Raw genomic sequence first — 25,855 nt, 5'->3', positions numbered from 1 at the left:
TGAGAGATTTTCGACAATGCCTCTATATGTCATGAGTCTAGCCCTTTCCAAACAAGCGGCCAATTACGGCTCTTTAGTTGAATATTCATCACTTATCTTAGTAAAACCAGAACCAGCATAGCGATACTGAAGATAAATGAATATACTGTGAAAAAAATTCTAGACCAAACTATTCAGCATTGGTTCAAGTCTGTTCAATCTCGGCATGCCGAATATCCTCCCCGCTAACCATATACACTACATACTCCGCCAAATTGCGCGCGTGCTCACCAATACGTATCAGTGATTTCATGACGAGTACAATATTGATGATGTGCCCAACGTTTCGTGCATCTTCTAGCACGTATGTGGCAAGCCTTCGGAGGCTTGATTGGAATTCTTCGTCAAGATCATCATGACTGTTTAACAATTTTTCAGCTCTCTCCAGATCAAGAATATCCAGATTTTCAATCGCTTCTTTTAATAAAGCACATGCAAATTTACCCATTACCGTGATGTCGCGGAGTAAGTAATTACTTGGGTTAGAGTGCTCGTTGTTGTACAGGGTGGTAGTTATATAAGCTATTTTAGCAGCTTCATCGCCCAAGCGCTCAAGGTCGGTAACCAATTTTGAGAAAGCCATAATAACCCGCAAATCACGCGCTACCGGACAGCGTTTTGCCAATATTTCAGTAATTGTATTGTCTATACTTTTTTCCATAGCGTCTACCTGCGGTTCTCTTTCATTTACAACACGTATGATATCCAGCTTTTGTTGCTGAAAAGATTCCAGCGCCATCTGGATTTGATCATAAACAAGATCAGCCATTTGGAGTATCTCAGTATGAAGGCGAGCTAACTCGCCATCAAAACGTCGAAAGGTATGACCTTCAAGTCTGGTAGCCATGTTCATTCTCCTTGATTCGCTCTAAGCATTTACCCAAAACGGCCTGTAATATAGTCTTCAGTTAACTGATGCACTGGTTTGGTGAAAATCTGTTCTGTTGTACCGACCTCAATAAGATCGCCGAGATGAAAATACGCGGTACGGTGTGACACCCGCGCAGCCTGTTGCATGGAATGCGTTACAATAACGATTGAATAATCAGTACACAGTTGATCCATCAACTCCTCAATTTTGGTAGTTGCAATAGGATCAAGCGCAGAACAAGGCTCATCCATGAGAATGACTTCAGGATTAACCGCAATTGTACGCGCGATACACAAACGCTGCTGCTGCCCACCTGACAAGCTCGTTCCTGGCTGATCAAGACGGTCTTTAACCTCTTCCCAAAGCCCCGTTCTTTTTAAACTTGTCACTACGATTTCATCCAGCTCGACTTTGTCTTTGGCTAAGCCATGAATGCGTGGACCAAATGCAATATTTTCATAGACAGATTTTGGGAAAGGATTGGGCTTCTGGAAAACCATTCCAATCTTGGCACGCAAGGGCACCACGTCAATTGACTTATCATTGATATCCTGGCCATCTATCATGATACTTCCGGTCACACGACAACATTCTATGGTGTCATTCATTCGATTCAGACAACGCAGAAAAGTGGATTTTCCACAACCGGATGGGCCTATCATAGCAATAATCTCTTGGCAACCTATATCGAGTGTCACATTCCTGAGGGCAGGCTTGTCGCCATAAAAAACATTGACATCAGTGCAGTGTATACGAGGATCAGAGACAGTCGCCTCTCCCACGGTTCGTCTGTTATCACGGGAAACTGTGGCTCTTGATAGGTGTATTCTGGTGTGTTTTCTTCGGTCTCCTTTTCGCCGTTCAATCTGATTGCTTGGCTGTGCTATTTTAGCGATATCAGTCATCAACAACCCTTTCCTAAATAACCTTACCAGCGATGCTCGAATTTCTTGCGAAGAATGATCGCCAGCGCATTCATAACAAAAAGAAACCCCAGTAACACGATAATTGCTGCTGAGGTACGTTCAACAAATGCTCGTTCTGGGCTGTCTGCCCATAAGAAGATTTGTACTGGAAGTGCCGTCGCTGGATCCAATATATTTGATGGAATATCCACAATAAAAGCGACCATGCCGATCATTAACAACGGTGCTGTCTCACCCAATGCACGAGCCATGCCAATGATCACTCCTGTCAGCATTCCTGGGATAGCAAGCGGCAACACATGAAAATAGACTGCCTGCATTGTGGATGCGCCCACACCAAGGGCTGCTTCACGTATGGAAGGAGGTACCGATTTTAAGGCTCCACGGCTGGCAATGATAATTGTAGGCAAGGTCATGAAGGCGAGTACCAATCCTCCAACCAGTGGCGCTGAACGAGGAAAGCTCATGAAATTAATGAACACAGCCAGACCAAGTAGCCCAAAAATAATGGATGGCACAGCAGCAAGATTGTTGATATTAACCTCAATTAAATCTATCCATTTATTTTTGGGAGCAAATTCTTCTAGATAAACTGCTGTGGCAAAGCCTATAGGAAACGATAATATTAAGGTAACGATCAGCGTATAAATCGATCCCATCAATGCCCCCCATATTCCAGCGAGCTCCGGTTCACGTGAATCACCGTTGATAAAAAATGCCGTATTAAACTTAAGCGCCAGCTTTTCTTTGGCTTCTAACTGATCAAGCCATGCAATCTGTACATCGCGCAAACGGCGCTCTGCCTCAGGCACATCTCGCAGGGTATGTCCCTTAATTAACATATCGACCTCATCATCCACCGGCACCCATACCTGTTGGGTCTGCCCAATCAGAGCAGGGTTATCCATCACCCTCTCCCTCAACTGATAAGCCGCACCCGTGCTGACGAGACTATATAACAGGCGCTTTTCATTACGAGTAGTTACCTCAGGAAATAGTTTACTCAAGCTTGCTTTGATTAAACCACCATAATCGGCAGTCGAAAGCGCATCGCGGTGTCGTGTTCCTTCCGGATCGAGCAACCGTTCGTCAAAATTCACTTCCAGTTGAATAAATGTTTGCTGAAAAGCAGTGTAGCCTTTTGACACAATGGTGTAGAACAGCACAAACAGAAACATCAGACTTATTATGATCGATATTAGACCGATGCTGCGAAACACCTTTTCAGATAGGTGCCGTTTAGGCAGACTTGCCTTGACCTGATCAATTGTTTTCGGTCTGGAAGAGGCTAATTTATTCATATTGCTCACGATATTTTTTCACCACATATAATGCAATCACATTGAGTATTAGGGTAACCACAAAAAGCACCAGCCCCAGTGCAAATGCAGCGAGTGTTTTCGGACTGTCGAATTCCTGGTCGCCAACCAGCAGAGTCACAATTTGGACAGTTACAGTCGTAACGGATTCTAATGGATTGGTAGTCAAATTGGCTGCGAGGCCCGCTGCCATCACCACAATCATGGTTTCACCAATCGCACGCGACACTGCTAGCAGAATACCGGCGACAATTCCGGGAAGCGCTGCGGGTATCACGACTTTTCTGATGGTTTCAGATTGCGTCGCCCCGAGGCTATAAGCGCCATCTCGCAATGATTGGGGCACTGCATAGATCACATCATCAGAAAGTGAGGATACAAATGGGATAATCATGATACCCATCACCACACCTGCAGCCAAGGCGCTTTCAGATGAAATGTCCAGTCCCAGTAATTCTCCCCAGCCCTGGAAAAAGGGAGCAACCATTAACGCTGCAAAAAATCCATATACGACTGTTGGAATACCAGCAAGAATTTCAAGCACGGGTTTGCTCAAGGCACGCAAACGCGATGAGGCATACTCAGATAAATAAATGGCGGACATCAGGCCGATGGGCACAGCGACCATCATGGCGATGAGGGATATCAACATGGTGCCAACAAATAAAGGGACAGCACCAAATGCGCCCGATGCGCCAACCTGGCCGGGTCGAATAGCGGTTTGAGGGCTCCATTCCAGTCCAAATAAAAAATCGGTAAAAGGCACCGACTGGAAAAAGCGTATTGCCTCGAATAAAACTGATAATACGATACCCACCGTGGTAAATATCGCGATGGTCGAACAGACTATCAGAAAAACCAGTATCGTATTTTCAACCTTATTGCGTGCCCTCTGTTGCTGATCAATATGGGATAATGCATAGGTAGCGCCAGTCAGACCGAGTGCTATTATTACGACAAGTAATGCAATGTCACTGATAGTCTGCAAATCTCGATAATGGTCAGCCGCTGCGGCAATTTCCGGGCGAGTCATGTCAGCTACCATGTTTCCGCTTACTATGTTGCGAATTTCGTTGATTATAAGATTTAATTGCTGTCTTGAAAGTGAGGTGATATCTTCTGGAAGACCTGCAATAACTAAATTGGTAATAATCGCTGATTCAGAAAACTGCCAGAAAATAAAAATGATGAACGCTGGAATACCGCACCAAAGCGCTGTGTAGTAGCCGTAGTACCCGGGCAGTGAGTTTAGCATCCGAATATTGCCACTTGAAACCACCAAAGCACGTTGACGCCCAAAGTAGAAACTGGCTATCATCAATAAAAGTAAGATAAGAACAAGGGTGAGCGTATGCATATGCAATCTCAAGTCAGTAAGGATGGCACAGGTACAACTGCCCCATCCGATTACAATCAGTTAATTACAGATTATATTTACCCTTAGCTGCTTAACAGTCTGAACAACTTCAGCACGCTCGGCAGTTGACAAAGGAACCAGGCCTCTGTCTGACAAATAGCCATTATCGCCCCAAGCTTTCTCACTGGTAAACTCGTGCAAATATTCCTTAATTCCTGGAATCATGCCAACATGCGCTTTCTTTACATAAAAAAACAGCGGGCGAGCAACCGGATAGCTGTGATCGGCGATCGTATCAAATGTTGGCGTAATACCGTCAACGGTTGAACCCTGTACCTTGTCAATATTTTGATCCAGGAAGTTAAACCCGAAAATACCTAACGCTTTTGGATTTGCCTGCAGCTTTTGCAAGATCAGGTTATCGTTCTCACCCGCATCGACATAAGCACCATCTTCACGGATAGTTTGACAAATTGCCTTATATTGCTTTTCATCCTTTTTTTCAATCGCAGCAATCCAGTCAAACTTTTTACATCCCCCTTCCATGGCAAGCTCGACAAATGCATCACGGGTACCGGAAGTGGGGGGCGGACCCAGCACTTCAATGGCAACATTGGGTAATTTTGAATTGACCTGCTTCCAGGTCTTATAGGGATTAGAAACCAGTTTTTCGCCCCCCTTGGGATCGGGTACATTCTTGGCTAGCGCTAAAAACAGATCTTTCCGTGAAAGCTGTAATGCCGCAGTTTTCTTCGAATTGGCGATAGCAATACCGTCATAACCAATTTTTACCTCAATAACTTCAGTTACCCCGTTTGCTCCACACAAATCGATCTCTGATTTTTTAATCGCACGAGAAGCATTGGTGATATCAGGATGCGCCACGCCTATCCCGCCACAAAAGAGCTTAAAACCACCGCCTGTCCCTGTAGATTCAATTTTCGGTGTTTTAAACCCAGTTGTTTTACCGAAAGTTTCCGCCACTACTGTAGCGAATGGATAAACCGTGGAGGAGCCAACAATACTAATATAATCGCGCGCAGCTTGGGCTAAGCCTGAACTGGCAGAAACCATTAGGAAAACTGCCAGAATAAATAATTTTCTAAACATTTTTCTCCTTGGGAAAAAATACGCTGATCAGTTTCAGAATGGGCAAGTAAATGCCTCATTCACGACAAGGCTATACTGTATTTGTTACACAATTATGACAATATGAGCCCCCAGCGCATACAACATCCTGAAGCTCAGGACTTGCTTTCCCAACTATGAAATCACCTACCTGGAAGTTTGAAGTCTTAATCAGATAACTTCACTTAAGCACGGACATGTCATATCCAGACAGACATAAGTGTTCCTACTCTTGCCATCCACAAACAAAATAAGCCAATCTAAGGTTAAAGCAACTTGGTTAATTAATCTATATATTATTACCTACAGACTTAGGCGAAATTAGTTTGCTGTATAGGAAAAATCACTCCTTCTACAGGCAGGAGAATTTCCTTAGTTAATGGATTTCGAGTTCCTTGATAGCTTTCACATGTTTTTTTGGCATGGTCAATTCCAGTACACCATCTTCATATCTTGCCTCAGCCTTATTCACATCGATTTCTTCGTCCATTTTAAATGTCCGGGAAACGGGTTCCTGAGAACGTTCGAAAGAAATTATTTTTTCACCTTCTTTTTGGCCTACCTTTTCCTTTCTTTCAACACTAATGACAACACAGTTACTATCCAATTGGACTTTTATATCCCTTTTACTTACCCCAGGAATATCTGCATAAAGCGTATAAGCAGAAATGTTTTCAGTTAAATCAGCTTTCATTTTTGGAATCTCTCCTATATGTATACCTAAGTTATTGAGCCAATCTCCAAGCGTAACAAGTACGTCAGTGACATTACCGGGCAGCACTGATAATGGTTTTATAGTAGTCTCTTCACAAGGCAATGGCTTGGCACTTATCTCACGAGGAGATGGCTGTGGAGCTGTTATCTCGCCATGCGAACCAGAAGGTGACTTTTTGGCACCTGTTTCCTGTGTAGCTGTTGTCTCGCCATGTGAAGTAGAAGGTGACTTCTTGGTACCTGTTTCATGTGGCTGAGATGAAGAGTGGTGTTTGGTACTTGTCATAATCGTTCTCCTCTCATCTATGAAAAGCGACCCTTTCTTTAAATCAACGCGTTTCTTAAACTAAAAGCTTTAAAAAGAAGTATGAATTACCTCATCGTCTTCTTTTTATTCACAGCGAGGCCTTGATTTGAAATCACGCTATACCCTGTCAGATTCGACCCATCTTCAAATATTAACTGAAGAAGATTAGATGAAATAAGAGTCAAATACTGAAATTAAGATTCATAATATAAACATTCAAAAAAAAAAATACGTATTAATACTTATAAAAAAACAAATTCTGGATCTGTAGCAACTAATCTGCTCAGTTTTATCTGCCCTCTCCGCAAACTGCCAGGTCATATTTTGACCCGATATATTTGGAAATAGTGAATATGAGTTAAATCAAAACTATTAATAGGTCCAAATAGATTAACCCTACCTTCTCTATATCTCAGTCGGTGAGAAAAGGTTTTTCATTTCTTGCTTTTATATTTGCTATTTAGTTACCTGCAATGTTTGACCAAAATCATACCTTCAGGACCAAACCTGAAACCACTAGAATCACTATTTGCACAACCAATTTCAGATAACAGTAGACCATCGTCGTTATCTTTACTCTTGCTTTTATAGTCATTATTTCCTTATATAAAAGGTTTATCAGAATCACACGCTCAAGATTCAGCCGGAAACATTAAGATAGCTACTTCATGTGACTATTTAATGACGCATATAAAAATCATTAACCAATACATCGTCACTAGATGAATGCTATAGGGAAAACTGCCTGAATGCGCTGATGAATAAGCGATTTAGATTTACATTTATGTGAAAATCATACTGGTGGATACCGCTAGATAAAGTCATACGATAGACTGAGCAATAGTACAGCAGCCATTCACATTCAAGTTGGAATGTTAGGTGTTGCCTTCACTAGATCAGGCACTCATTGAATCTAAGAAAATTAGAAATGACTGGGACATTTGGGAAAAATATTTTTATCTAATGTGAGTTCGACATAAGAAAAGAAGTAAAAGGAATCTGAATTCCTTATGACTAAGCGATTTTCAAAAAGAATTTCATCATTAGAGGAGCCAGGTTCCAATAGATACGATAGCTATTTTTTGTGCGAGTGACGATTTTTGTAAAGGGTTTGAGCCGTGGTAGCACAGCAGCGCTTGTCGGAGTTATCGCTGAAACGGTGTCGGCGGCGAGGGGAGCTGTGTCTAAGCGAAGTCATGACCATCATGGTGGGGTTTCATCTGTCGAATTACCGAACATTTAAGCACTATTATCTGGATCACGTGTTGAGGTATCAGCGGTCTTATTTTCAAGGGTGAGGAGGTTATATAGCAAAACCAGCTAGAAATGATTCAAAGAGTATTCTCATTGTCTCATCTAGCATAAAAGGGCATACACCAAAGCACTGCGTAAACAACAAAACCAAACCGTTGAGATGCTCTTTTCAAAACCTATATATTCTGAATCATTCTTAACTGGTTACGCTATAGCAACCGCTTTGTTGAGTTGCTACAAGGTAACCTGGTGCTCTTATATTGCTTTCTGAGCAGCCGCTTTGGACGCTGCAGTTGGATCCTCCGGCTTCATGGATTTGACCTGGATCAGTGTATGCCACAATCGCCGCATTGGGTCGCATAAAGTAAGGCAGAGTTTGCTACTCGGGGAAAAACCAGCATGGGTTGGTTTTATGGGTTCAAGCTGCACCTAGTCATCAATGACCACGGGGAATTGCTGGGAGTAAATAAAACGGCGGGCAATATTGATGACCGTGATACGGTACCTGAACTGGGGCACGCTCCTTATTTGGGAAACTCTTTGCTGACCGGGGTTCCCTCTCGCAGTTACTCTTTAAGCAACTTTGGGAGCAATGCGTGCAGCTCGTTACCAAGGTGCGCAAGAACATGAAAAACAGGCTGTTGCCGCTTTTTGACAAGCTCTGTCAACGACCAATTGAAAAACATCTCGCAAATCGAGCATTCCCGCCATCGCCGCCCATTTAACTTCTTTGTTAATCTGATCGCTGGATTGGTGGCTTATACGTTCCGCGAGAAGAAACCCTCGCTTAATATCAGACTCCCTCAAGCTCTTCCATTCGTATCGGTATAATCCTCATGTCGAACTCACGTTAACTTAACAGTGATTTTTAGGTTAAAAGCACTTTTCCTAACTAACATACCGCATGAGAATTACAGCAGCTCGTTCGCGAGATTTGCCAGCGCTGAGCGCTCCCCTTTTTCAAGCCGGATATGCGCGAACAAAGGGTGTCCTTTCAAACGATCGATCAGGTAAGTAAGGCCATTTGATTGTTCATCCATGTAGGGTGTATCGATTTGGTTTATATCACCCGTGAACACTACTTTTGTTCCCTCACCGGCACGTGTGATAATCGTTTTAACTTCATGAGGTGTCAGGTTCTGCGCCTCATCAATGATGAACATGACATTGGACAAGCTCCGTCCACGGATAAAGGCCAGCGCAGTGATTGAAAGCTTACCGCTTTCTTCCATGTCATCCAAAATCCTGGATTTCTTTTCAGTAGTGCGGAATTGGCTTTTGATGTATTTCAGGTTATCCCACAATGGCTGCATATAGGGAGAAATTTTATCCTCAGCGCTACCAGGCAAGAATCCGATCTCGCGATTACTTAATGGAATAATAGGTCGAGCGAGAATGATCTGGTTATATTTATTTTTTTGCTCGAGTGCAGATGCTAGCGCCAATAGCGTTTTTCCGGTCCCGGCCACACCTTGAAGAGCAACGAGCTTGATATGGTCATTCAATAATGCATTTACAGCGAAAGTCTGCTCGGCATTTCTAGGTTTGATATTATAAACATAAGTTTTTTCGACCCGTTCTATCGTATCCAAAGCTTCATTGTATCGTATCAGAACTGAGTCACTACCATTTTTAATGATGTAATAACCATTGGCAGTTTTATGGTTACCGAGGAGATCTCCTTCATTAATGCTACCTTTTCTAAAAAGTTCATTAATCATATTGGAAGAGATATCTTCAATCACTGGAAAGCTAGTCGAAATATTTTTGACGTTTTTTACTTTGCCAGTTTCATAGTCTTCTGAAGGCAGCCCTATGGCCTTGGCCTTCAGGCGTAAATTAATATCCTTGGTGACTAAAATAACCTTGGCAGACTTTTCGGAATGAGCTAGCGTCAGCGCAGCATTAATAATCTTATGATCATTCTTTCCTTTTCCATAGATCTCTTCTGCATCCATTCCGTTAACCAGATTGGACATTACAATTTTCAGCTTTCCTTTTTTTGTTCCCAGCGCAATCCAGTTGTTAAGACCATAATTTCCTGAAAGTTTATCTATGAATCGAATGGCTTCTCTTGCTTCAAAGTTTTTTGTTTCATTTCCTACTTTAAAACGATCCAGCTCCTCCAAACAGGTAATGGGAATGGCTACATCATTTTCTTCAAAATTTTTAATGGAGTTGTGGTCGAAGAGTAAAACAGAAGTATCCAATACATAAATTTTTTTAACGCGTTTCGCCATAGTTTTGATGTGGTTGATTATCGCTAGAAGGGGGTTAATTCCATTTCTAAATCCAAACTGACTTTATCGGGTCCTCCTTGCCGTATTATTTCTACTGTCTGCGGCTCGCCTTCGTGTCATTTTTGATTTGGAAATGGAATAAGAAAATATACACCTATTCTTATCAGAAAAACCAGATAAAAACATTTTGCCCAAATGTCCTGGTCTTTTTTAATTTTCTTAGATTCAATAGGTGCTTGATCTAGCCATAGAAGTGCTTGATATTCCAACTTGAATCGCAACTGTGTTATTGCTCAGTCAATTGTATGACTCCCTCTGCCGGTGTCCGCCAGTATAATTTTGCATAAATATAAATATAAATCGCTTATTCATCGGCGCATTCCAGCAATTTTCCCTGTAGTAATTCATCTAGTGACGAAGCATTCTTTAATGATTTTTATATGCGTCATTAAATTGTCACATGAAGTAGCTATCTTAATGTTTCAGGATTAATCCTGAAGATATGATTTTGATAATTTTTTTATGTAAGGAAATAATGAATACAAAAGCAAGAGTAAAGATAACGACACTGGCATGCTGTTATCTGAAATTGGTTGCGCAAATAGTGATTCTAGTGGTTTCAGGCATGATCCTGAACGTATGATTTGACGGATAAAACTTTGCAGGTAACTAAATAACGTGAGTTCGGGATAAGAAAAGCAGCAAAAAGAACCTGAATTCCTTATGATGAAAGGATTTTCAAAAAGAGTTTCATCATTGGAGGGATCAGATTCCGATGGATACTATGATAGCGATTTTTTGTGCGAGTGACGATTTTTGTAAAGGGTTTGAGCCGTGATGAAATCAATGCTTATCGCAGTTATCGCTGAAACGGTGTCGGCGGCGAGGGGAGCTGTGTCTAAGCGAAGTCATGACCATCATGATGGGGTTTCATCTGTCGAATTACCGAACATTTAAGCACTATTATCTGGACCCCGTGTTGAGGTATCAACTGTTCTATTTCCCAGGATTAGGGAACTAAAACTGTTTTGTTGAGCTGCTACAAGGTGGCTTGTGGTAGCTTTGTGCTGTTAAAGCGAGCATTCCCCCCATCGCAGCCCATTTAACTTCTTTGTTAATCTGATCGCTGAATTGGTGGCTTACACGTTTCGTGAAAAGAAATCCTCTTTAATATCAGACTCACTCAAGTCTTCCAGATGTGGTGGCATAATCCTTATGTCGAACTCACATGTTTTAAGATTCTGGAGACTCGGTCAATTTTAAGCTGAAAGCTTTTAATATCGATAGTTTCCGTATTATTTGTCTCTAAAAATCACTTTAACTTTTCATATAGTTTACCAAAACACATTTAAGCTACTGTGTCATTCAGTTCGTTAGGTGTTTTTTCTTCCCATAAAAGATTTTCTAATTCAACCTCCTGAACAACCTTCTCAGCCAATTCATTAATTTCCTTCTTAGAGTCTTTTTCCAAATGACTGAGAAGGTATGCAATACCTATAGTCACCACTTCATTTGTCATCTCGTTTAGACTAATGCCCATACGTCTTGCCATCGCTTCGAGCATTGAATAATTAGCTAGTTTCAAATATAGGAAAGACTGGGAATTTGGCTCACGGTTTGCGCAAACTGTCGAAGATTGAGTATTCAACATATGCAAAATTGGCCCCAAAGAATGCATCAAAGTAAAATAATCAATTGGCCTGTTCTTAATTGATACTTGAGTAACTGAATCTGTACTTTTAATCATTTAATAACCCTTTCTATAACAAGTTATCGCTTATTGATCGGAATAGGTACGGGGTTAAATGCTTTTCACAACCTGATTCATAAGCGTATTTTAAAAATACCCGTCAAGGGTTATGCAAGTATGTATGCACTTCACCGGCTGCGTCTCTCTTGACGGTTTAAAATAGGTAGCTACCTGATGGGAGGAAATCATCTCGAGAGGATAGGTAGCTACCTATGGCTAGAAATCGATTCCATAATTCTCTGCCAATTCCTAGATGGCTTTTATAATACTGATGGATTATTGCAGTAATATGAAGCTAAACGATTTTTGGTACTAATTCCAATTCCTAATAAAAAAGTAAATAATTTTTTAAATAAAATTATTTCTTTACAAGATATTACGTAATTTTATAATTTATTTTTCTATTGCGAATTAGAATAACGAGGTAGGACTGACTAGAAACGATTTTTCATCTAGTTCATCTCTGCTTTCTTAGAAAGTTGAATGCTTCCGTTAACAAACACAAAAGTTTTATGTATGAATAACGATACATCCTCAAAGGCCGCTCTTACATCTTGGTGTGTCATTGACTTATCGGTTGATTCATTTGCTGGTGCTGCTGTGTTTTTCCATTACAATCCCATTAAACAAGCCTGAATCGCCCCGGTTTTTCCGGAGAATTTTTAGTTTGAGTCATGGCTGCATTAGCTGACTCCTTTAATAGCGATAATATGCCATTTCAAATTCTGCCGGTGGAATATTTCCGATCGGCTCCAGCAATCGGCGATGGTTGAACAAGTCGACCCATTCCAAAATGGCAGATTCCACTTCATCAATATTGCGCCAGGGGCCGCGATGCCGGATGACTTCTGCCTTGCCTCGTACTATGCTCCTTATGTTGATCGACAAATATAGCCACCACTTCGGTCGGCGGTCGAGCGTCCTTTCGCAAAATAGACTGATGCCTTGCGCAATATCTCATTTGCCTGCTTCAGTTCACGATTCTCACGTTCCAGTTGTTTGAGTCGCTCAAGATCCGAGGTTGACATGCCTGCTCGGATGCCCTGATCAGTCTCTGATTGTCGAACCCATTTGCGCAACGTCTCAGCAGTACAACCTATCTTGGACGCTATCGATTCCAGTGCCGCCCATTGCGACTCATACTCCCCTTGGTGTGCATACGGCAATCGGACAGCCCGTTCACGAACCTTCGGTGAATATCTTACTTGTTTTTTCATTACTCTATCCTCTCAAGAAATAGAGTTTTCTGTAAACCCGAGGCGATTCAATGCATCCAATCTGAATCTAATTGAGCGCTATTGGCGATTCTTCAAAAAAAGAAATTCTGTATGACAAGTATTATCAAATCTTTGCCTTGTTCAAGTGAGCTTGCGATGATTTCTTTGCAGCTTCCAAGTGCTATAAGGAAGTGCTACGTTCCTTGTTGACCGATAATTCCCAGATTCTCGATTGCGCTTGAGTGCCGAAATTTCAAGTGCGGCGAGTATAAATAATACGGCAAGATGAATCCGGCAAGGTCAGGTTTGATTTAGAAATAGAATTTATTCATACCCCCTTACTATGCAAAGCTAAGATTCTCAATAACTCTTGCATGACTTTCAATATAGCGTTGGTGTTTTTTTCCCTTAATGCTTTCGATATGAACAAGAATCAAAGCATCCACACAATTAGAAAAATCAGGATCAATATTAAAACCTAGAAATTCGCAGCCTCCTGGATGACATAACTCTACATACTGCTTATATAGTATGGGTATTTTTACACCTAAATCATCCAGCCGTTCTTTAAGAATGGCAAATGCATACTTGTATTCAATTTCATTTGATACCTTCTTAAAGGGTATAAAGTCCGTAATCTGTGTAAAATTAAATGGAAGTCTGGGAATGGAAAGCATTTGGTCATTGCCAAAAAGTTCTGTATAAAAACTTGCAATGACTTTTTGTGCGGGTTCAGGCAATGATGTGCTCAATGAAACAGGCCCAAACATATATTGTATTTCTGGATGCAGATAAAGATAAGCGCCAATCCCATACCAGAGATAATCCAGGCTACGTTTCCCCTGATATCTTGGCTGGATAAAACTACGTCCCAGTTCTATAGCATTTTCAAGATAGGGAATGAATGACTGATTAAATTTAAACAGGCTGTTAGTATACAGACCTGTTTCCCCATATTTTCTGAGAATCTTGGCCGCCTCCCCTATACGGTAGGAACCAATAATCTCCAGCTCATCCTCGTCCCATAAAATAAGGTGACGGTAATAGCGATCATAATTATCGATATCTAAAGAATTCCCCGTACCTTCCTGCACCTGGCGGAAGGATAATTCTCGCAGACGCCCAATTTCACGCATTACACTGGAATTGGAAATGTAATCGAATAGATAAATATGCTTGCCATCCTGTGTTTTACCGATTAATTGCGAAGCTTTTAGTTCTTTACGGATGAGCTTGGTTTTAACCGGATGGATAATATTCTCAATTGGCTTAAATAATTCCTTTTTTTTCTTCTTACCTAATAAGTAAACCTGTTTGCGCATTAATTTCGCAATGCTTTTTTTAGGCATATCCATTGCCGCTATGGATTCCCAGGGTATAGGCTTGCCAATCCTGAATGAAATTTCACAGCCTTTTTGATTAAACATTTCATTGACCAGCATCATGGTGCCCAACGGTTTATAAATACTGGAAAGGCCATAAAAAAGCATGGAATTTTTACCGCCAATATAGACAGGAACAATCGGTGTATTTGTTTTTTTAGCTAGAGATAAAAAACCGGTTTTCCACTTGCCATCACGAATCCCAAGAGGAGAAATACGTGAGACTTCTCCCGTTGGAAACATGATGACAGCTTGTTCTGCTTCCAGTGCTTCAACAATTTGAAGCATACTATCGCGGTGCTTCGCTGTTTTTGATAAATTATCAACCGAGAGAAATAAGCCTTGCAGGGGATCGATACAGCTCAGCAATGTAGTCGCAACAATTTTAACGTCGGTTCTGATCTCTGATATCAATTTAAGAAGCGCCAATCCATCCAGAGAGCCAAGTGGATGATTGGCAACAATCAATACACGACGCTGGTCAGGTATATAAGCCCGGTCTTTGCTAGATACCTGAAATGTAAAATTAAAATGTTCAAGAACGGCATCATTGAATTCTAATCCTTCCAGATATTGGTGAGTTTCAATAAAAGAGTTAATTTCATCCTGATGGAACAGTTTTTTCAATACAGAAGAAGCAACCTTTATCAGAGGCTTATCAATGTTCTCATCCACATTCTGAAAATAATCTTTCAGTAAGACATCAACATTAAGCATATACCTTCTCCCCACTATACAAATTTAATACTGGTTAAGATATATGATCAATATGACCAAGAAATGACGTAGAAATTACTCGAAGAAAATGTGCTCGAAGAATTGAACTCAGATTTTCCACTAGGAAGATCTTCTAATGAAAAATCTAGGCTTATTTAAACTCCAGCTGTTGAAGAAAGATCAGAGTTAAACCATTGCTTGATGATATTTGCCAGCCATTCTGGTTCATCCAGTGATAGATCATGGCCAGCCGTATCATGCTGTGCATAGTCTGTTTGCCAAGTCTGCGCCAATTTCAGACTACAGCGATAATCAACCAAGCGATCAGCTTGACTGGTTACAATGAGTACTGGTTGCTTCGGTTTAGAAGTTACCGAAAATTTTAACGCAGCCAGGAATTGGTTTCTGGCACTGACAGTTGACACTGGGTTTTCTTGTTGCCATTGTTGCCAGGACGCAAGCAATTTACTGTTGTGGCTGTGGCGGTTTGAAGTCAGAGTCAGAATATCTGATTCCTTCTGCAAAGCTGACCGAAAAAACATTTTTATCACATAGGGGTAAATCGTCCAGCGTAAACGGTGGTAAAACGGAGAAAGCGGTCTGGCACTGGTATTGATTAAAACTGCCGCTTCCACTTCATCCGGGTAGCGCATCATCCAATCAATCGCGATCATCCCTCCCATGGAAAGTGCAATCAGTCTGAGCGGCTGACTTTTGGACACTTTCTCACGCAATGCTTCTGTCATGGCTGTAATCGTTTTTGGGCTAGTGGCATGATACAACCGACCATTACCAGGAATATCCAGCCTAATAATATTCGCATGGGGGAACTGTTGCTGCAGATACTCGGGAAACACCCCCCAATGTCTTGTTTCACGCAACAGTCCCCGAATCAATACAAAATGCTCGCAATACCTCATGTGTACCACAACGTTCGCGCCTGCTGCTCTAATTCCAATGAATCACTCTTAATAAGCCAGTTTTCATAAGATAAAGTCGCGTGCAGCAGAAATTCCATCAGTATTAAATGACCCCTCAGCACTCGGTTAAGCCGGTGTGGTTTTATCGGATGATAAAGACCCTGTAATTGGCGTAACTGCAGCGGATTCTTGCGAATCCACCGCCAAGACCCCATTTCTAGCGTTAATGGCAGAAAAATATTATCACTTGCCAACGATTTTAAATAAAGAAAATCCCAAAGATCACCATGTACCAAATAATGTTGTGATTGTGGCTCAAAAAGATAATCTTGATAAGGATAAGTCTGCATGAAAAGCTTACGCAGATAAAAAACTTCTTTTAAATGTTTAATAGGTTCAAGCCGGCTTCTGGCATAAGGAAACCAGATCTGATTACGAGTGCCAAAACCGGAATGACAGTCCAGAACCAGGCTGAACGGCGCAGGGAAAACCTTCTGGGTAATAAAATCACATAACGCTTGTGCTTCAGGCTGCATCCCCTCAGAAATCTTTCCACGGTACCATGGCAAATAAGATGAAATCCGGTGCCCCCCTGCCAGCCAGATTGTCTTTTCATGGCTATCTATGGGTGCATTACGCATCAAATCGACACCTCGTCCATTCGCGCGGGTATAGTTAAGCATACCAACCGGATTGATAAGCGGTAAAAAATTGATGCGTACCCGTTGCAGAATATCAACCAAAACCTGATCCCATTTTAAACGTTCTAGCAGACCTTCTAGAAATGCAATGACTACTTGCGTCCCAATGCGTTCTAGCCCATGGATACCTGCAACATAGGTAATGGACGGCACTTCTTTTGCGCTATTCCCTAGCGTTAAAACATAAATTGGCAACATGCCACCATCACAAGATACATGACAAAGCACTTCACTACATAAATCTGTTTTATTACCCAAATGAACAATTTCCTCAATTTGTTGTAGCTCAGGTAATAGCTGTTTTAAGGTATTAGTAGTACTCATAAAAACTCATTATCGGCAAAGCATTTCATCTGTGATAGATCATTTTTTCCTAACGAAGATTGCATCCATATTTAACATAAACTTCAAGAAAGTTTAATCAATTCTTTTTAAACTTCATTTCCCCATTCAACTTTTTAAAAAGAGACTTATAGGGTAATAATGAAAAGTATAGTTCTCCTTCAAAAGTTTTGCTGTACTGCAGAATTCAGCAGCTATGGGTTGCAAAATACATCCACTTTGCAGCTAATTCCATTTCTAAATCAAAAACGACTCAAAGGGGAGCCGCAGACAGCATAGATAATACGGCAAGGTGAAGTCGACAAAGTCTGTTTCAATTTATAAATGGAATAATAACCTGCTTCTCATATGTAACATAAACCCTGGGAGACCTGTTGTGCAAAACAAATATGTTTTAAGTTTAGATGGAGGCGGTAGCCATCTGTTAATTCAACTTAGCGTTTTGGCTTGTCTAGAAGAGGATAGCGGTTCTTCCACTTACGATTTATTTGACATGGTTGCGGGCTCATCATCTGGAGGGCTGATTGCATGTTTAATTCTGGGTCGAACATTGAATGCCAGAGAGATAATCCATACTGTTCTACAAGAGAAAATGTTAGAAAAAATGATGACAGAACATAGGATGAGCAGATTGCTAAATCTCCTGCAAATTCGCCCCAAATATAAAGGTACCTCAAAAAGCCTAGTATTAAAAAAGGAATTAGGAAACTTAAGGCTCTCATCCCTTAACAAACGAATATTGATTCCTAGCTTCAACCTTAACCGGGATCAATTAGAAATTTTCACCAATGAGAGTCAGCCGGATTTTCTTCTTAGCGAAGTGGCAGATGCTTGCACGGCTGCACCAGCATATTATCCTCCAGTACAAATGGAAGATGGAAGCTGGCGAATCGATGGAGGTATAGGTATGAATAATCCAGGTCTTAGTGTCTATCTTCATGCTAAGAGGTTTTGGAATGATTCCGATATAAAAGTGCTTTCCATTGGATCAGGCTGGCGCAGTTTCGCTATAAATGGCATTAAAGCCTGTGGATATGGCGGAATTCAATGGTCAGTAAAAGGGGTAGCTTCATTAATACTTAGAGAGAAAATGATTACAAATGTCAAAATTACTGAGGAGATATTGGGTGATCGTGTGTTATATATTAATCATTATCTAAAAGACTATGATATGCCTGGTAATATGGATTCTGCAAATAATCCGGCATTCCAGCAAAAAGCATTAGAAATTGGCAGGATCTGGTATGCGCAATATCGGGAACAGATTCAACAATGGCTGCAAATCTGATTAATCACAAGCGCCACAATCCCAAAAGCGATGTATCTGTTTAATCTATTTATCTTGCTTTATACCGCTTGAGTCTCTTCAGATAATCCAGCGATCATGACATCGGCACTAAGAATCAGACCCGCAATCGAAGCAGCATTCTGCAAGGCACAACGTGTCACCTTGGTGGGATCGAGAACGCCCATTTCCAAAAGATTACCGTATTCCCCAGAGGCTGCGTTATAACCAAAGTTGCCGCTATTCTTCAACACATTGGCCAGCACGCTAGAGGGCTCACCTCCCGCATTGGTTACAATTTGCCGTAGAGGCTCTTCTAGCGCCCGCAGTACAATCTGAATACCAGCATCCTGCTCAGAATTATCACCTTTTAGTACACTGATAGCAGCTCTGGCTCGTAATAAGGCAACCCCTCCACCTGGTCCAATCCCCTCTTCCACAGCAGCGCGAGCTGCACGCAAAGCGTCTTCAATCCTGCTCTTTTTCTCTTTCATTCCCGTTTCAGTAGCGGCACCCACTTTGATGACTGCCACTCCGCCAGCAAGCTTGGCGAGACGTTCCTTCAATTTTTCCTTATCGTAATCGTTTGAAGATGTTTCAATCTGTTGGCGAATTTGTTTGACACGACTGTGAATCTTTTCAATCTTTCCCATTCCGCCAATCAATGTAGTATTTTCCTTATCCACTTCGACACGCTTGGCCTGGCCAAGATCTTGCAGCGTCATCTTTTGAAGTAGAAGACCGGTTGTCTCAGCGACTACCGTGCCCCCAGTGAGAATAGCCATATCTTCCAGCATAGCCTTGCGTCGGTCACCCAATCCCGGCGCTTTGACGGCTATAGATTTAAGAATACCGTGAATATTATTGATCACCAGTGTTGCCAGCGCTTCTCCCTCAACATCCTCTGCAACGATCAGTAATGGCCGATTAGCCTTGGAGACTTGCTCCAGCAACGGTAATAGGTCATGGATATTGCTGATTTTCTTTTCAGACAGAAGGATATAAGGATCATCCAGTTCTGCCTTCTGCTTGTCTGTATTATTGATAAAGTAGGGAGATAAGTAGCCTCGATCAAACTGCATTCCCTCCACTATCTCCAATTCGTTTTCCAGGCTCTGGCCATCTTCGACCGTAATGACCCCTTCCTTGCCTATTTTTTCCATGGCTTCAGCAATAATTTCACCCACCTCAGTATCCGCATTAGCAGAAATTGTCGCCACCTGAGCAATTTCTTTTCGGGTTGAGCAGGGTTTGGATACTTCCTTGAGTGCTTTCACTATCACCGTAACCGCTATGTCGATGCCGCGCTTCAAATCGATCGGATTCATTCCTGCTGTAACAAACTTCATCCCTTCGTGCACGATCGCCTGGGCCAGAATGGTTGCAGTGGTGGTACCATCACCAGCCACACTGGATGTTTTGCTGGCAACTTCTCTCACCATCATCGCACCCATATTTTCAAATTTGTCTTCAAGCTCGATTTCCTTCGCCACCACTACGCCAGAATTGGCAACAAGAGGTGGGCCATCAGGGCGCTCGAGAATGACATTGCGGCCCCACGGGCCTAGTGTAATCTTGACTACATTGGCCAGAATATTCATGCCCCTGACAATCTTGCAATATACAGCATCATGAAACAAGATTTGCTTTGCCGGCAACGGAATCTCCTGAATGAATTTTTTATGATCTTGATCTGATTATTTCACTACAATATAACCATCGGATAAACTGATGCAAGAGTCTAGTTTATCTTCTTCACCAAATCATAATTTTTACTGAAATTTGCGCAAGATAAAATCAAAGTAACACGTAGCTCAAGTTTGTACGGTGTAATTTCATACTAGGCATAACTACCTTGGCAGAGTAGAAAATGCTCACCTCTCTTTAATTACTTGATCTCAAGCTGCTTAACAGCTTTCACATGTTTCTTTGGTATTGTCAATCTTAGCACACCATTTTCATACTTGGCTTGAGCTTTGTTCACATCTATTTCCTCATCCAGCCTGATAGAACGGGTGATAGATTCAAAGGAACGTTCTCTAGAGATGAGTCTTTCACCTTCTTTTTGTTCCGTCTCTTTCTTTTTTTCAACCTTGATCGAAATACGGTTACTTTCTAAATCAACTTTTATGTTCTCTTTATTTACACCGGGGATATCAGCAAGAATAGTGTATTCAGTATCACTTTCTGATAAATCGACTTTCATTACTGACAATTCGCCTATACGTATGCCTAAGTTACCAAGCCAATCCTCAACAGTAGCAAGCAGATCAGATCGAGCAATGATACTAGGCTGAGTTGAAGATGGTTGCGTAGCATTTGATTCACTTTGCAGAGATGAAGATGATTGCTGGGTACTTTTCATGATAGTTCTCCTTATCTAAAGGGACGAAATTTCTCGGAAGCTTGGCCAATCAGTATCCATAACGCTAGCGACTGATGAAACTTGCATAAATTACTCAATCGCTGCTCTATCATGCTCTATCAATTAGCAACGTAATCCTGACTGACCCTCTTGCTATCTACTTTTTCTTTCATCTGCTTATGCCTGTTCATACGATTTTCTCTGCATGCTTATAAGATGCAGGAAAGATCAATAACCGAGACATGGTTTATCTTAGATTACCAACGAGAAACAATAAATAAGTAGAAACACGTATTCCTGATGAAGAAAAAAATACCGAGGTTTTTTCTCATTTCGATTGATCGTTTATACACGAAACTTTCACCATCCTGTCATTTGTTTGTCATCATCAACTGTTAGCGTTCCGCTAGCATTCATATTATGGCTTACGTTGATTTCAACGAATATATCTGGCTGCTTAAAGAGGGGTGTAATTTATCTCATGGTATTTACAAAATAAATTACTCCACTAATTTAATAAAGTAATTAGTTAATTAAATAACTATTAATTTTCCGTGAAAAATGAAAGCTCATTTCTGCAAAAGGGAACACTGATTAACATTCCCTCACCCCAAAAAGTATTAATTATTTTCAATCCTATCTCCAGTGCTGGCAATACCGAGTCATTAGCCCATGAATACGGGAAATTCCTTGCTAATCATGGGATGGCTGTGGAAGTTTGCGAGTCAAAGAAAAAAATGAAATCATACAAGCTTCTCGAGACAGCCATGACAGGGCATGATCTTATAGTAGTGGTCGGGGGTGATGGAACAGTCAGAAAACTCCTTCCTTTGCTTAGTAAAACAAATACCCCCGTTTACATGGTTCCCGGTGGAAACGAATCCTTATTTGCCCATTCCTATGGAATGAGTGCAAACCCAGAGGATTTGCTGCAAGCTATAACTTATGGAAGATGCCTGGAGCAATTTTATGGCCTGATCAGCGGCAATGGGATTCAGGGAGAAAAACCCTTCTTTATTATGGCCTCGATGGGTTTTGATTCACTAACCATCAAGCGGATTGGCAGACGAAAAGGACCGATCAATGATTCGACTTACGTTTGGAGCGGATTTAATGCGTTAGTTTCTTTACACCATCCTATCGTGACGGTCCATATTAATGGGCAAGCTGTCATTGATCGCAAATCAGGCTATGTCATTGTGGCTAATAGCGCAGCTTATGCAAGAAATTTACAACTTGTTCCTACCGCTAGCCCATCTTTAAAAAAGCTTGTCCTTGGTTTTTTACCTGGGGCAAAACGTCAACATGAATTGATCAAAGCATTACGAATGCTTCGACACAAGCCTGCGGGATTTCCTCTACAATATTTTTCAGGAGAAAGCATATCACTTACCTTACATGAACCCTCCTACCCTCTTCAGGTAGATGGGGATTATTTTCGCAACCGTGATATTGAAGCTGGAAGCACAATAAAATTCAGTATCAGTCAAAAACCCATCAGAGTATTGATTCAAACAGCCCAGCCCCCTGCGCTTAGCTGACTATTGAAAAACGTATTCTGCGCCAAGCTAATATCCGTGAGTATTGGCGCGAAGCGGGAGCGGAAAAATACTACAAATCTCCCGCTAACGTCCGCGAAAGCCAATGGTACCAATTGGGTTTGCGAAAATTTGTCCAGAAACGTTTGTTCTCCGGATTAATTACTTTATTCCATTTTCAAATCAAATATGACACGAAGGTGAGCCGCAGACAGTATAAATAATACGACAAGGCGAAGCAGACAAAGTCAGGTTTGATTCAGAATTGGATTACCCTTAGATAGCCCTACCATAATCATCATTGCTTAAAGAATTGACTGAGATTAATAAGTCCGCCAAAGGAATTTCATAAAAGCGACATAATAAATTCATGAAATTCCTAAAAAATGCTAGGTAATTAGTGAGCCCAATAATCCAATAACCTAACATTAATAAAAGGAGTCAAACATGATTGCGCCACTCAATATCCAATCCTATATTTCTACACAAAAAATAATTCCAGCTCCCAGAGCTGCGCCACTCGCTTCTACAGATAGAGTGAGAAAGCCAAATATCGTGACCACATGGGCAAAACGTCAAAGTGAAATTCGTGAAGCACAGAAGTTGCGATATGCCGTTTTCGCTGATGAAATGGGTGCAATTCTTCCAACTCATATTCCTGGTTTTGATATCGATGATTTTGATGAGTATTGTGAGCACTTACTCGTGCGAGATCGTGAACTTGGCAGGTCATTGGCACTTGCCGCGTATTGACGCCCCAACAAGCCCAGCTTGCAGGAAGAACATACATCGAAGGTGAATTTGATTTATCTTCCTTGCAACCATTGCGAGAGCATATGGCTGAATTAGGCCGAAGCTGCGTGCACAAAGATTATCGTAATGGAAGTGTTATCAAAGCGTTATGGACAGCATTGATCAGTTTTATGGCATTTAAGAAGTTAAGCTATCTGATAGGTTGCGTTAGCATACCGATGAATATGAGTTTAAGTGGCAATAAGCGAATATGTTCGGGGGATGCAGCTGCAAGTATTTGGCGCCAGGTCCGGGATCAGTATATGGTGAGTACCCACTATCAAGTCAGACCACGTTTTCCTTTGCCAATTGATTGCTTGGATCAAACTTTAAAAATTGACCCACCTACCCTGCTTAAAGGTTATCTCCACTTAGGAGCAAAAGTATTAGGAGGGCCTGCCTGGGATCCTCACTTTAATACTGCTGATTTACCTATGTTATTGCAAATGAAAGATTTACCAAACCGCTACCGCAAACATTTTCTGGGGGTATCATGAATAAGCTCAATGGTTATTTTTATGCTAATACTTTAAAAGCTTCAATCCCAGACAACGAAGATTCTTCAGCAATAATTACTAAACCAAGAGTTCGTACGGTTTTTATCTCGGATATTCATCTGGGTACCCCAGGTTGTCAGGCACAAGCCTTGCTGGAGTTTTTGAGAGCATATCCAAGCGAACAGCTTTATCTAGTAGGAGATATTATCGATGGCTGGCAGTTACGCCAAGGTTGGTATTGGCCACAGGCTCACAATGATGTTATACAAAAATTACTACGCCGTGTCCGAAAGGGTTGCAAGGTAGTGTATGTTCCAGGTAATCACGATGAGTTTGCCCGTCAGTTTTTGGGTCATTCTTTTGGTGGTATAGAAGTAGTAGAGGAAGTTATCTATCAGACTGTTGATGGTCGGAAATTCTGGATAATACATGGTGATTATTTTGATGGCGTTGTGCAATGTGCTAAGTGGCTTGCTTACGTCGGGGATAATCTTTACGAATTAACCTTAAAGCTTAATCGATATTTGAATTCTCTGCGCGCTCGGTTAGGTATGCCCTATTGGTCACTTTCTCGCTATCTTAAACATAAAGTCAAAACAGCAGTGAGCTATGTCACTTCTTTTGAACAAGCCGTGGCTACGGAAGCACGTCGTCGTGGGTTGGACGGTGTCATCTGTGGGCATATACACCACCCCGAGATACGCGATATCAATGGTATTACATACTGTAATGATGGAGACTGGGTCGAAAGCCTTTCTGCATTAATAGAACACTTCGATGGACGAATCGAGCTTGTTCACTGGCCTCAGTGTCAGCTAGAGCTGGAGAATCAAAGTTCGACTAGTGTGGATGATACTTTGGTTATCCCTGACAATATGCCTGCTACGGCAAAAGTCAAAGAAAAAGATGAGGTACTTGCATGAGACTTGCTTTAATAACGGATGCATGGCATCCCCAAGTTAATGGTGTGGTAACCACTCTGATAGAGCTGGTTAAAGAGCTCGAAAAACTCAATCATAGTGTGAAAATCATTCACCCAAACCTTTTCAGTACTCGTCCTTGTCCAGGTTATCCAGGAATTGATCTGGCTATTCGCCCAAAAAAGGAAATGTCGCAAATACTAAAGACACTTAGTCCTGATGCCATTCATATTGCTACTGAAGGTTCGCTGGGCTGGGCAGCTCGCTCCTTATGCTTGCAATCAGGCTGGCCTTTTACCTCTGCATTTCACACAAAATTTCCAGAAATCTTTAATGCATCGGTCAAAGTCCCCGTTTCCTGGGGATATGCTCTGCTTAGACGTTTTCATCAACCTTCAGCAGGTGTGATGGTTCCTACACAATCTGTTTTATCTGGTTTGCAAAAGCGAGGTTTCCAGAATCTCAAACCCTGGACGCATGGAGTAGATACTGATTTATTTAAATATCATACTCGGTCCATTTTTTTCCCAACTTTAGGTACTATCCCCAGGCCTGTCGCATTATATGTGGGCCGTATTTCATATGAAAAAAATATTGAAGCATTCCTGGAAATGGATCTTCCAGGAAGTAAGATAGTTAGCGGTGCAGGACCACTGGAGAAACAACTCAGGCAACGCTTTCCTGAGGTATATTGGTTGGGAATATTGCCACGTAATGAACTAGTCACATTATATGCCAGTGCTGATGTTTTTGTATTCCCTAGCAAAGCGGACACCTTTGGATTGGTTTTACTTGAAGCAATGGCAACAGGCACACCTGTCGCTTGTTATCCTGTTGATGGTCCGTTAGAGGTTATTGGTAATAGTGGCGGAGGAATCATGTCAAATGATCTGGAAGATGCCGTTTTAAAAGCCCTACAAATTTCCCGAGAGGAAGCACGAGCAAGAGCTGAAGCTTTTAGCTGGTATGCTGCTGCGAAGAATTTTATTGATCATTTAGAACCTATTCGGTAATAAAAAATATTTTATCCTTTAAGGCTCTGAATAAAAAAAATCCATGGAAGGTTGGGCATGCGTAGCATCGTAGCCAAATAAATTTTTTCAGTAAAGTAACTGCCAACGATGCGGGCGAACTAACTTACATTAAATAATGTCTATTTTACCTATATCGGCAAATATATTCCCTTTAGTCAGGAACATTGATCTCCATTCTCGGTCCCAAAATTATCCCAGATTTTCCATTAAGGAGGTTGTTTAATGGAAACTATTAGAATA

The 25,855-nt window shown here is 41.4% G+C and carries 17 protein-coding genes and 5 pseudogenes; 7 read left to right on the top strand and 15 right to left on the bottom strand.

The annotated features are described in order from the left end of the window. Window positions 1–184 precede the first annotated feature (184 nt). The 6 genes from phoU to BM122_RS04000 all read right to left on the bottom strand — a co-directional run bounded on the left by phoU (window position 185) and on the right by BM122_RS04000 (window position 6,640). Window positions 185–886: a phosphate signaling complex protein PhoU gene (gene phoU / locus BM122_RS04025; RefSeq protein WP_074903888.1), complete on the bottom strand. Its 702-nt coding sequence runs from the start codon at window positions 884–886 to the stop codon at window positions 185–187. A gap of 29 nt (window positions 887–915) precedes the next feature. Continuing rightward, window positions 916–1,815 carry a phosphate ABC transporter ATP-binding protein PstB gene (gene pstB / locus BM122_RS04020; protein WP_083398328.1) on the bottom strand — a complete coding sequence of 300 codons (900 nt, stop codon included), beginning with the start codon at window positions 1,813–1,815 and terminating at the stop codon, window positions 916–918. Window positions 1,816–1,838: 23 nt separating this feature from the next. Further along, window positions 1,839–3,137, bottom strand: coding sequence for a phosphate ABC transporter permease PstA (gene pstA / locus BM122_RS04015; RefSeq protein WP_074903886.1), 1,299 nt, complete (start codon window positions 3,135–3,137; stop codon window positions 1,839–1,841). Continuing rightward, a complete protein-coding gene (gene pstC, locus BM122_RS04010) occupies window positions 3,130–4,512 on the bottom strand; it encodes a phosphate ABC transporter permease subunit PstC (protein ID WP_074903884.1) in 1,383 nt (460 codons plus the stop codon). The genes pstA and pstC overlap by 8 nt, the downstream gene beginning before the upstream one ends. Window positions 4,513–4,572: 60 nt before the next feature. Beyond that, the gene (locus tag BM122_RS04005; protein WP_074903883.1) at window positions 4,573–5,622 is read right to left on the bottom strand and encodes a PstS family phosphate ABC transporter substrate-binding protein; all 1,050 of its coding nucleotides are present in this window, start codon (window positions 5,620–5,622) and stop codon (window positions 4,573–4,575) included. A 394-nt stretch (window positions 5,623–6,016) separates the two neighbouring features. Continuing rightward, complete coding sequence (locus BM122_RS04000; protein ID WP_083398327.1) at window positions 6,017–6,640, bottom strand: Hsp20/alpha crystallin family protein; 624 nt, start codon at window positions 6,638–6,640, stop codon at window positions 6,017–6,019. Between the two features lie 1,491 nt (window positions 6,641–8,131). Here BM122_RS04000 and BM122_RS26520 point away from each other — a divergent pair. Further along, window positions 8,132–8,746: pseudogene (locus BM122_RS26520) on the top strand (IS982 family transposase); the annotation flags it as partial. Between the two features lie 80 nt (window positions 8,747–8,826). Here BM122_RS26520 and BM122_RS03990 read toward each other — a convergent pair. Continuing rightward, a complete protein-coding gene (locus tag BM122_RS03990; protein WP_074903881.1) occupies window positions 8,827–10,155 on the bottom strand; it encodes a PhoH family protein in 1,329 nt (442 codons plus the stop codon). Between the two features lie 844 nt (window positions 10,156–10,999). Between BM122_RS03990 and BM122_RS26515 the strand changes: the two are divergent. Then, a pseudogene (locus BM122_RS26515) lies at window positions 11,000–11,173 on the top strand (IS982 family transposase); the annotation flags it as partial. Window positions 11,174–11,503: 330 nt separating this feature from the next. On the opposite strand, the gene BM122_RS03985 reads toward BM122_RS26515, so the two are convergent. From BM122_RS03985 to BM122_RS03960, 6 genes and pseudogenes are all read right to left on the bottom strand, one after another. Next, window positions 11,504–11,902, bottom strand: coding sequence for a hypothetical protein (locus BM122_RS03985; RefSeq protein ID WP_074903879.1), 399 nt, complete (start codon window positions 11,900–11,902; stop codon window positions 11,504–11,506). A gap of 676 nt (window positions 11,903–12,578) precedes the next feature. Continuing rightward, window positions 12,579–12,760: pseudogene (locus BM122_RS24805) on the bottom strand (IS3 family transposase); the annotation flags it as partial. Between the two features lie 16 nt (window positions 12,761–12,776). Continuing rightward, window positions 12,777–13,122, bottom strand: a pseudogene (locus tag BM122_RS03975) (transposase); the annotation flags it as partial. Window positions 13,123–13,463: 341 nt separating this feature from the next. Beyond that, entirely contained in the window at window positions 13,464–15,221 is a 1,758-nt protein-coding gene (locus BM122_RS03970; RefSeq protein WP_074903875.1) for a bifunctional ornithine lipid synthase OlsF, read from the bottom strand. A gap of 155 nt (window positions 15,222–15,376) precedes the next feature. Continuing rightward, a complete protein-coding gene (locus tag BM122_RS03965; RefSeq protein ID WP_074903873.1) occupies window positions 15,377–16,141 on the bottom strand; it encodes an alpha/beta fold hydrolase in 765 nt (254 codons plus the stop codon). Then, the gene (locus tag BM122_RS03960) at window positions 16,138–17,166 is read right to left on the bottom strand and encodes a M14 family zinc carboxypeptidase (RefSeq protein ID WP_074903870.1); all 1,029 of its coding nucleotides are present in this window, start codon (window positions 17,164–17,166) and stop codon (window positions 16,138–16,140) included. Before BM122_RS03960 ends, BM122_RS03965 begins: the two co-directional genes overlap by 4 nt. A 394-nt stretch (window positions 17,167–17,560) precedes the next feature. On the opposite strand from BM122_RS03960, the gene BM122_RS03955 reads away from it, so the two are divergent. After that, on the top strand, window positions 17,561–18,472 hold the full coding sequence (locus tag BM122_RS03955) for a patatin-like phospholipase family protein (RefSeq protein WP_143083306.1): 912 nt from the start codon (window positions 17,561–17,563) through the stop codon (window positions 18,470–18,472). A gap of 59 nt (window positions 18,473–18,531) precedes the next feature. Here the strand turns inward: BM122_RS03955 and groL are convergent, their stop codons facing one another. After that, the gene (gene groL, locus BM122_RS03950; protein ID WP_074903868.1) at window positions 18,532–20,127 is read right to left on the bottom strand and encodes a chaperonin GroEL; all 1,596 of its coding nucleotides are present in this window, start codon (window positions 20,125–20,127) and stop codon (window positions 18,532–18,534) included. A 230-nt stretch (window positions 20,128–20,357) separates the two neighbouring features. Then, window positions 20,358–20,834 carry an Hsp20/alpha crystallin family protein gene (locus tag BM122_RS03945; RefSeq protein WP_083398324.1) on the bottom strand — a complete coding sequence of 159 codons (477 nt, stop codon included), beginning with the start codon at window positions 20,832–20,834 and terminating at the stop codon, window positions 20,358–20,360. A gap of 554 nt (window positions 20,835–21,388) precedes the next feature. On the opposite strand from BM122_RS03945, the gene BM122_RS03940 reads away from it, so the two are divergent. The 4 genes and pseudogenes from BM122_RS03940 (at window position 21,389) to BM122_RS03925 (ending at window position 25,594) form a co-directional block, all read left to right on the top strand. Beyond that, a complete protein-coding gene (locus BM122_RS03940) occupies window positions 21,389–22,375 on the top strand; it encodes a diacylglycerol/lipid kinase family protein (RefSeq protein ID WP_074903867.1) in 987 nt (328 codons plus the stop codon). A 444-nt stretch (window positions 22,376–22,819) separates the two neighbouring features. Beyond that, window positions 22,820–23,661, top strand: a pseudogene (locus BM122_RS25825) (GNAT family N-acetyltransferase). Next, a complete protein-coding gene (locus BM122_RS03930) occupies window positions 23,658–24,584 on the top strand; it encodes a UDP-2,3-diacylglucosamine diphosphatase (protein WP_083398323.1) in 927 nt (308 codons plus the stop codon). The pseudogene BM122_RS25825 and the gene BM122_RS03930 overlap by 4 nt, the downstream one beginning before the upstream one ends. Then, window positions 24,581–25,594, top strand: a complete 1,014-nt coding sequence (locus BM122_RS03925; protein WP_074903865.1) for a glycosyltransferase family 4 protein — start codon at window positions 24,581–24,583, stop codon at window positions 25,592–25,594. The genes BM122_RS03930 and BM122_RS03925 overlap by 4 nt, the downstream gene beginning before the upstream one ends. The last annotated feature ends 261 nt before the right edge of the window (window positions 25,595–25,855 follow it).

The organism is Nitrosomonas communis (genome assembly GCF_900114745.1).
GTDB lineage: Bacteria > Pseudomonadota > Gammaproteobacteria > Burkholderiales > Nitrosomonadaceae > Nitrosomonas > Nitrosomonas communis_A.
Note: the sequence above shows the minus strand (reverse complement) of the source record. Positions and strands in the feature narration are given on the sequence as shown.

Bases quoted from the DNA above. Each gene is read 5' to 3' on its own strand.
- phoU (WP_074903888.1), bottom strand. From the start codon at position 886: ATGGCTACCAGACTTGAAGGTCATACCTTTCGACGTTTTGATGGCGAG.
- pstB (WP_083398328.1), bottom strand. From the start codon at position 1,815: ATGACTGATATCGCTAAAATAGCACAGCCAAGCAATCAGATTGAACGG.
- pstA (WP_074903886.1), bottom strand. From the start codon at position 3,137: ATGAATAAATTAGCCTCTTCCAGACCGAAAACAATTGATCAGGTCAAG.
- pstC (WP_074903884.1), bottom strand. From the start codon at position 4,512: ATGCATACGCTCACCCTTGTTCTTATCTTACTTTTATTGATGATAGCC.
- BM122_RS04005 (WP_074903883.1), bottom strand. From the start codon at position 5,622: ATGTTTAGAAAATTATTTATTCTGGCAGTTTTCCTAATGGTTTCTGCC.
- BM122_RS04000 (WP_083398327.1), bottom strand. From the start codon at position 6,640: ATGACAAGTACCAAACACCACTCTTCATCTCAGCCACATGAAACAGGT.
- BM122_RS03990 (WP_074903881.1), bottom strand. From the start codon at position 10,155: ATGGCGAAACGCGTTAAAAAAATTTATGTATTGGATACTTCTGTTTTA.
- BM122_RS03985 (WP_074903879.1), bottom strand. From the start codon at position 11,902: ATGATTAAAAGTACAGATTCAGTTACTCAAGTATCAATTAAGAACAGG.
- BM122_RS03970 (WP_074903875.1), bottom strand. From the start codon at position 15,221: ATGCTTAATGTTGATGTCTTACTGAAAGATTATTTTCAGAATGTGGAT.
- BM122_RS03965 (WP_074903873.1), bottom strand. From the start codon at position 16,141: ATGAGGTATTGCGAGCATTTTGTATTGATTCGGGGACTGTTGCGTGAA.
- BM122_RS03960 (WP_074903870.1), bottom strand. From the start codon at position 17,166: ATGAGTACTACTAATACCTTAAAACAGCTATTACCTGAGCTACAACAA.
- BM122_RS03945 (WP_083398324.1), bottom strand. From the start codon at position 20,834: ATGAAAAGTACCCAGCAATCATCTTCATCTCTGCAAAGTGAATCAAAT.
- BM122_RS03930 (WP_083398323.1), top strand. From the start codon at position 23,658: ATGAATAAGCTCAATGGTTATTTTTATGCTAATACTTTAAAAGCTTCA.
- BM122_RS03925 (WP_074903865.1), top strand. From the start codon at position 24,581: ATGAGACTTGCTTTAATAACGGATGCATGGCATCCCCAAGTTAATGGT.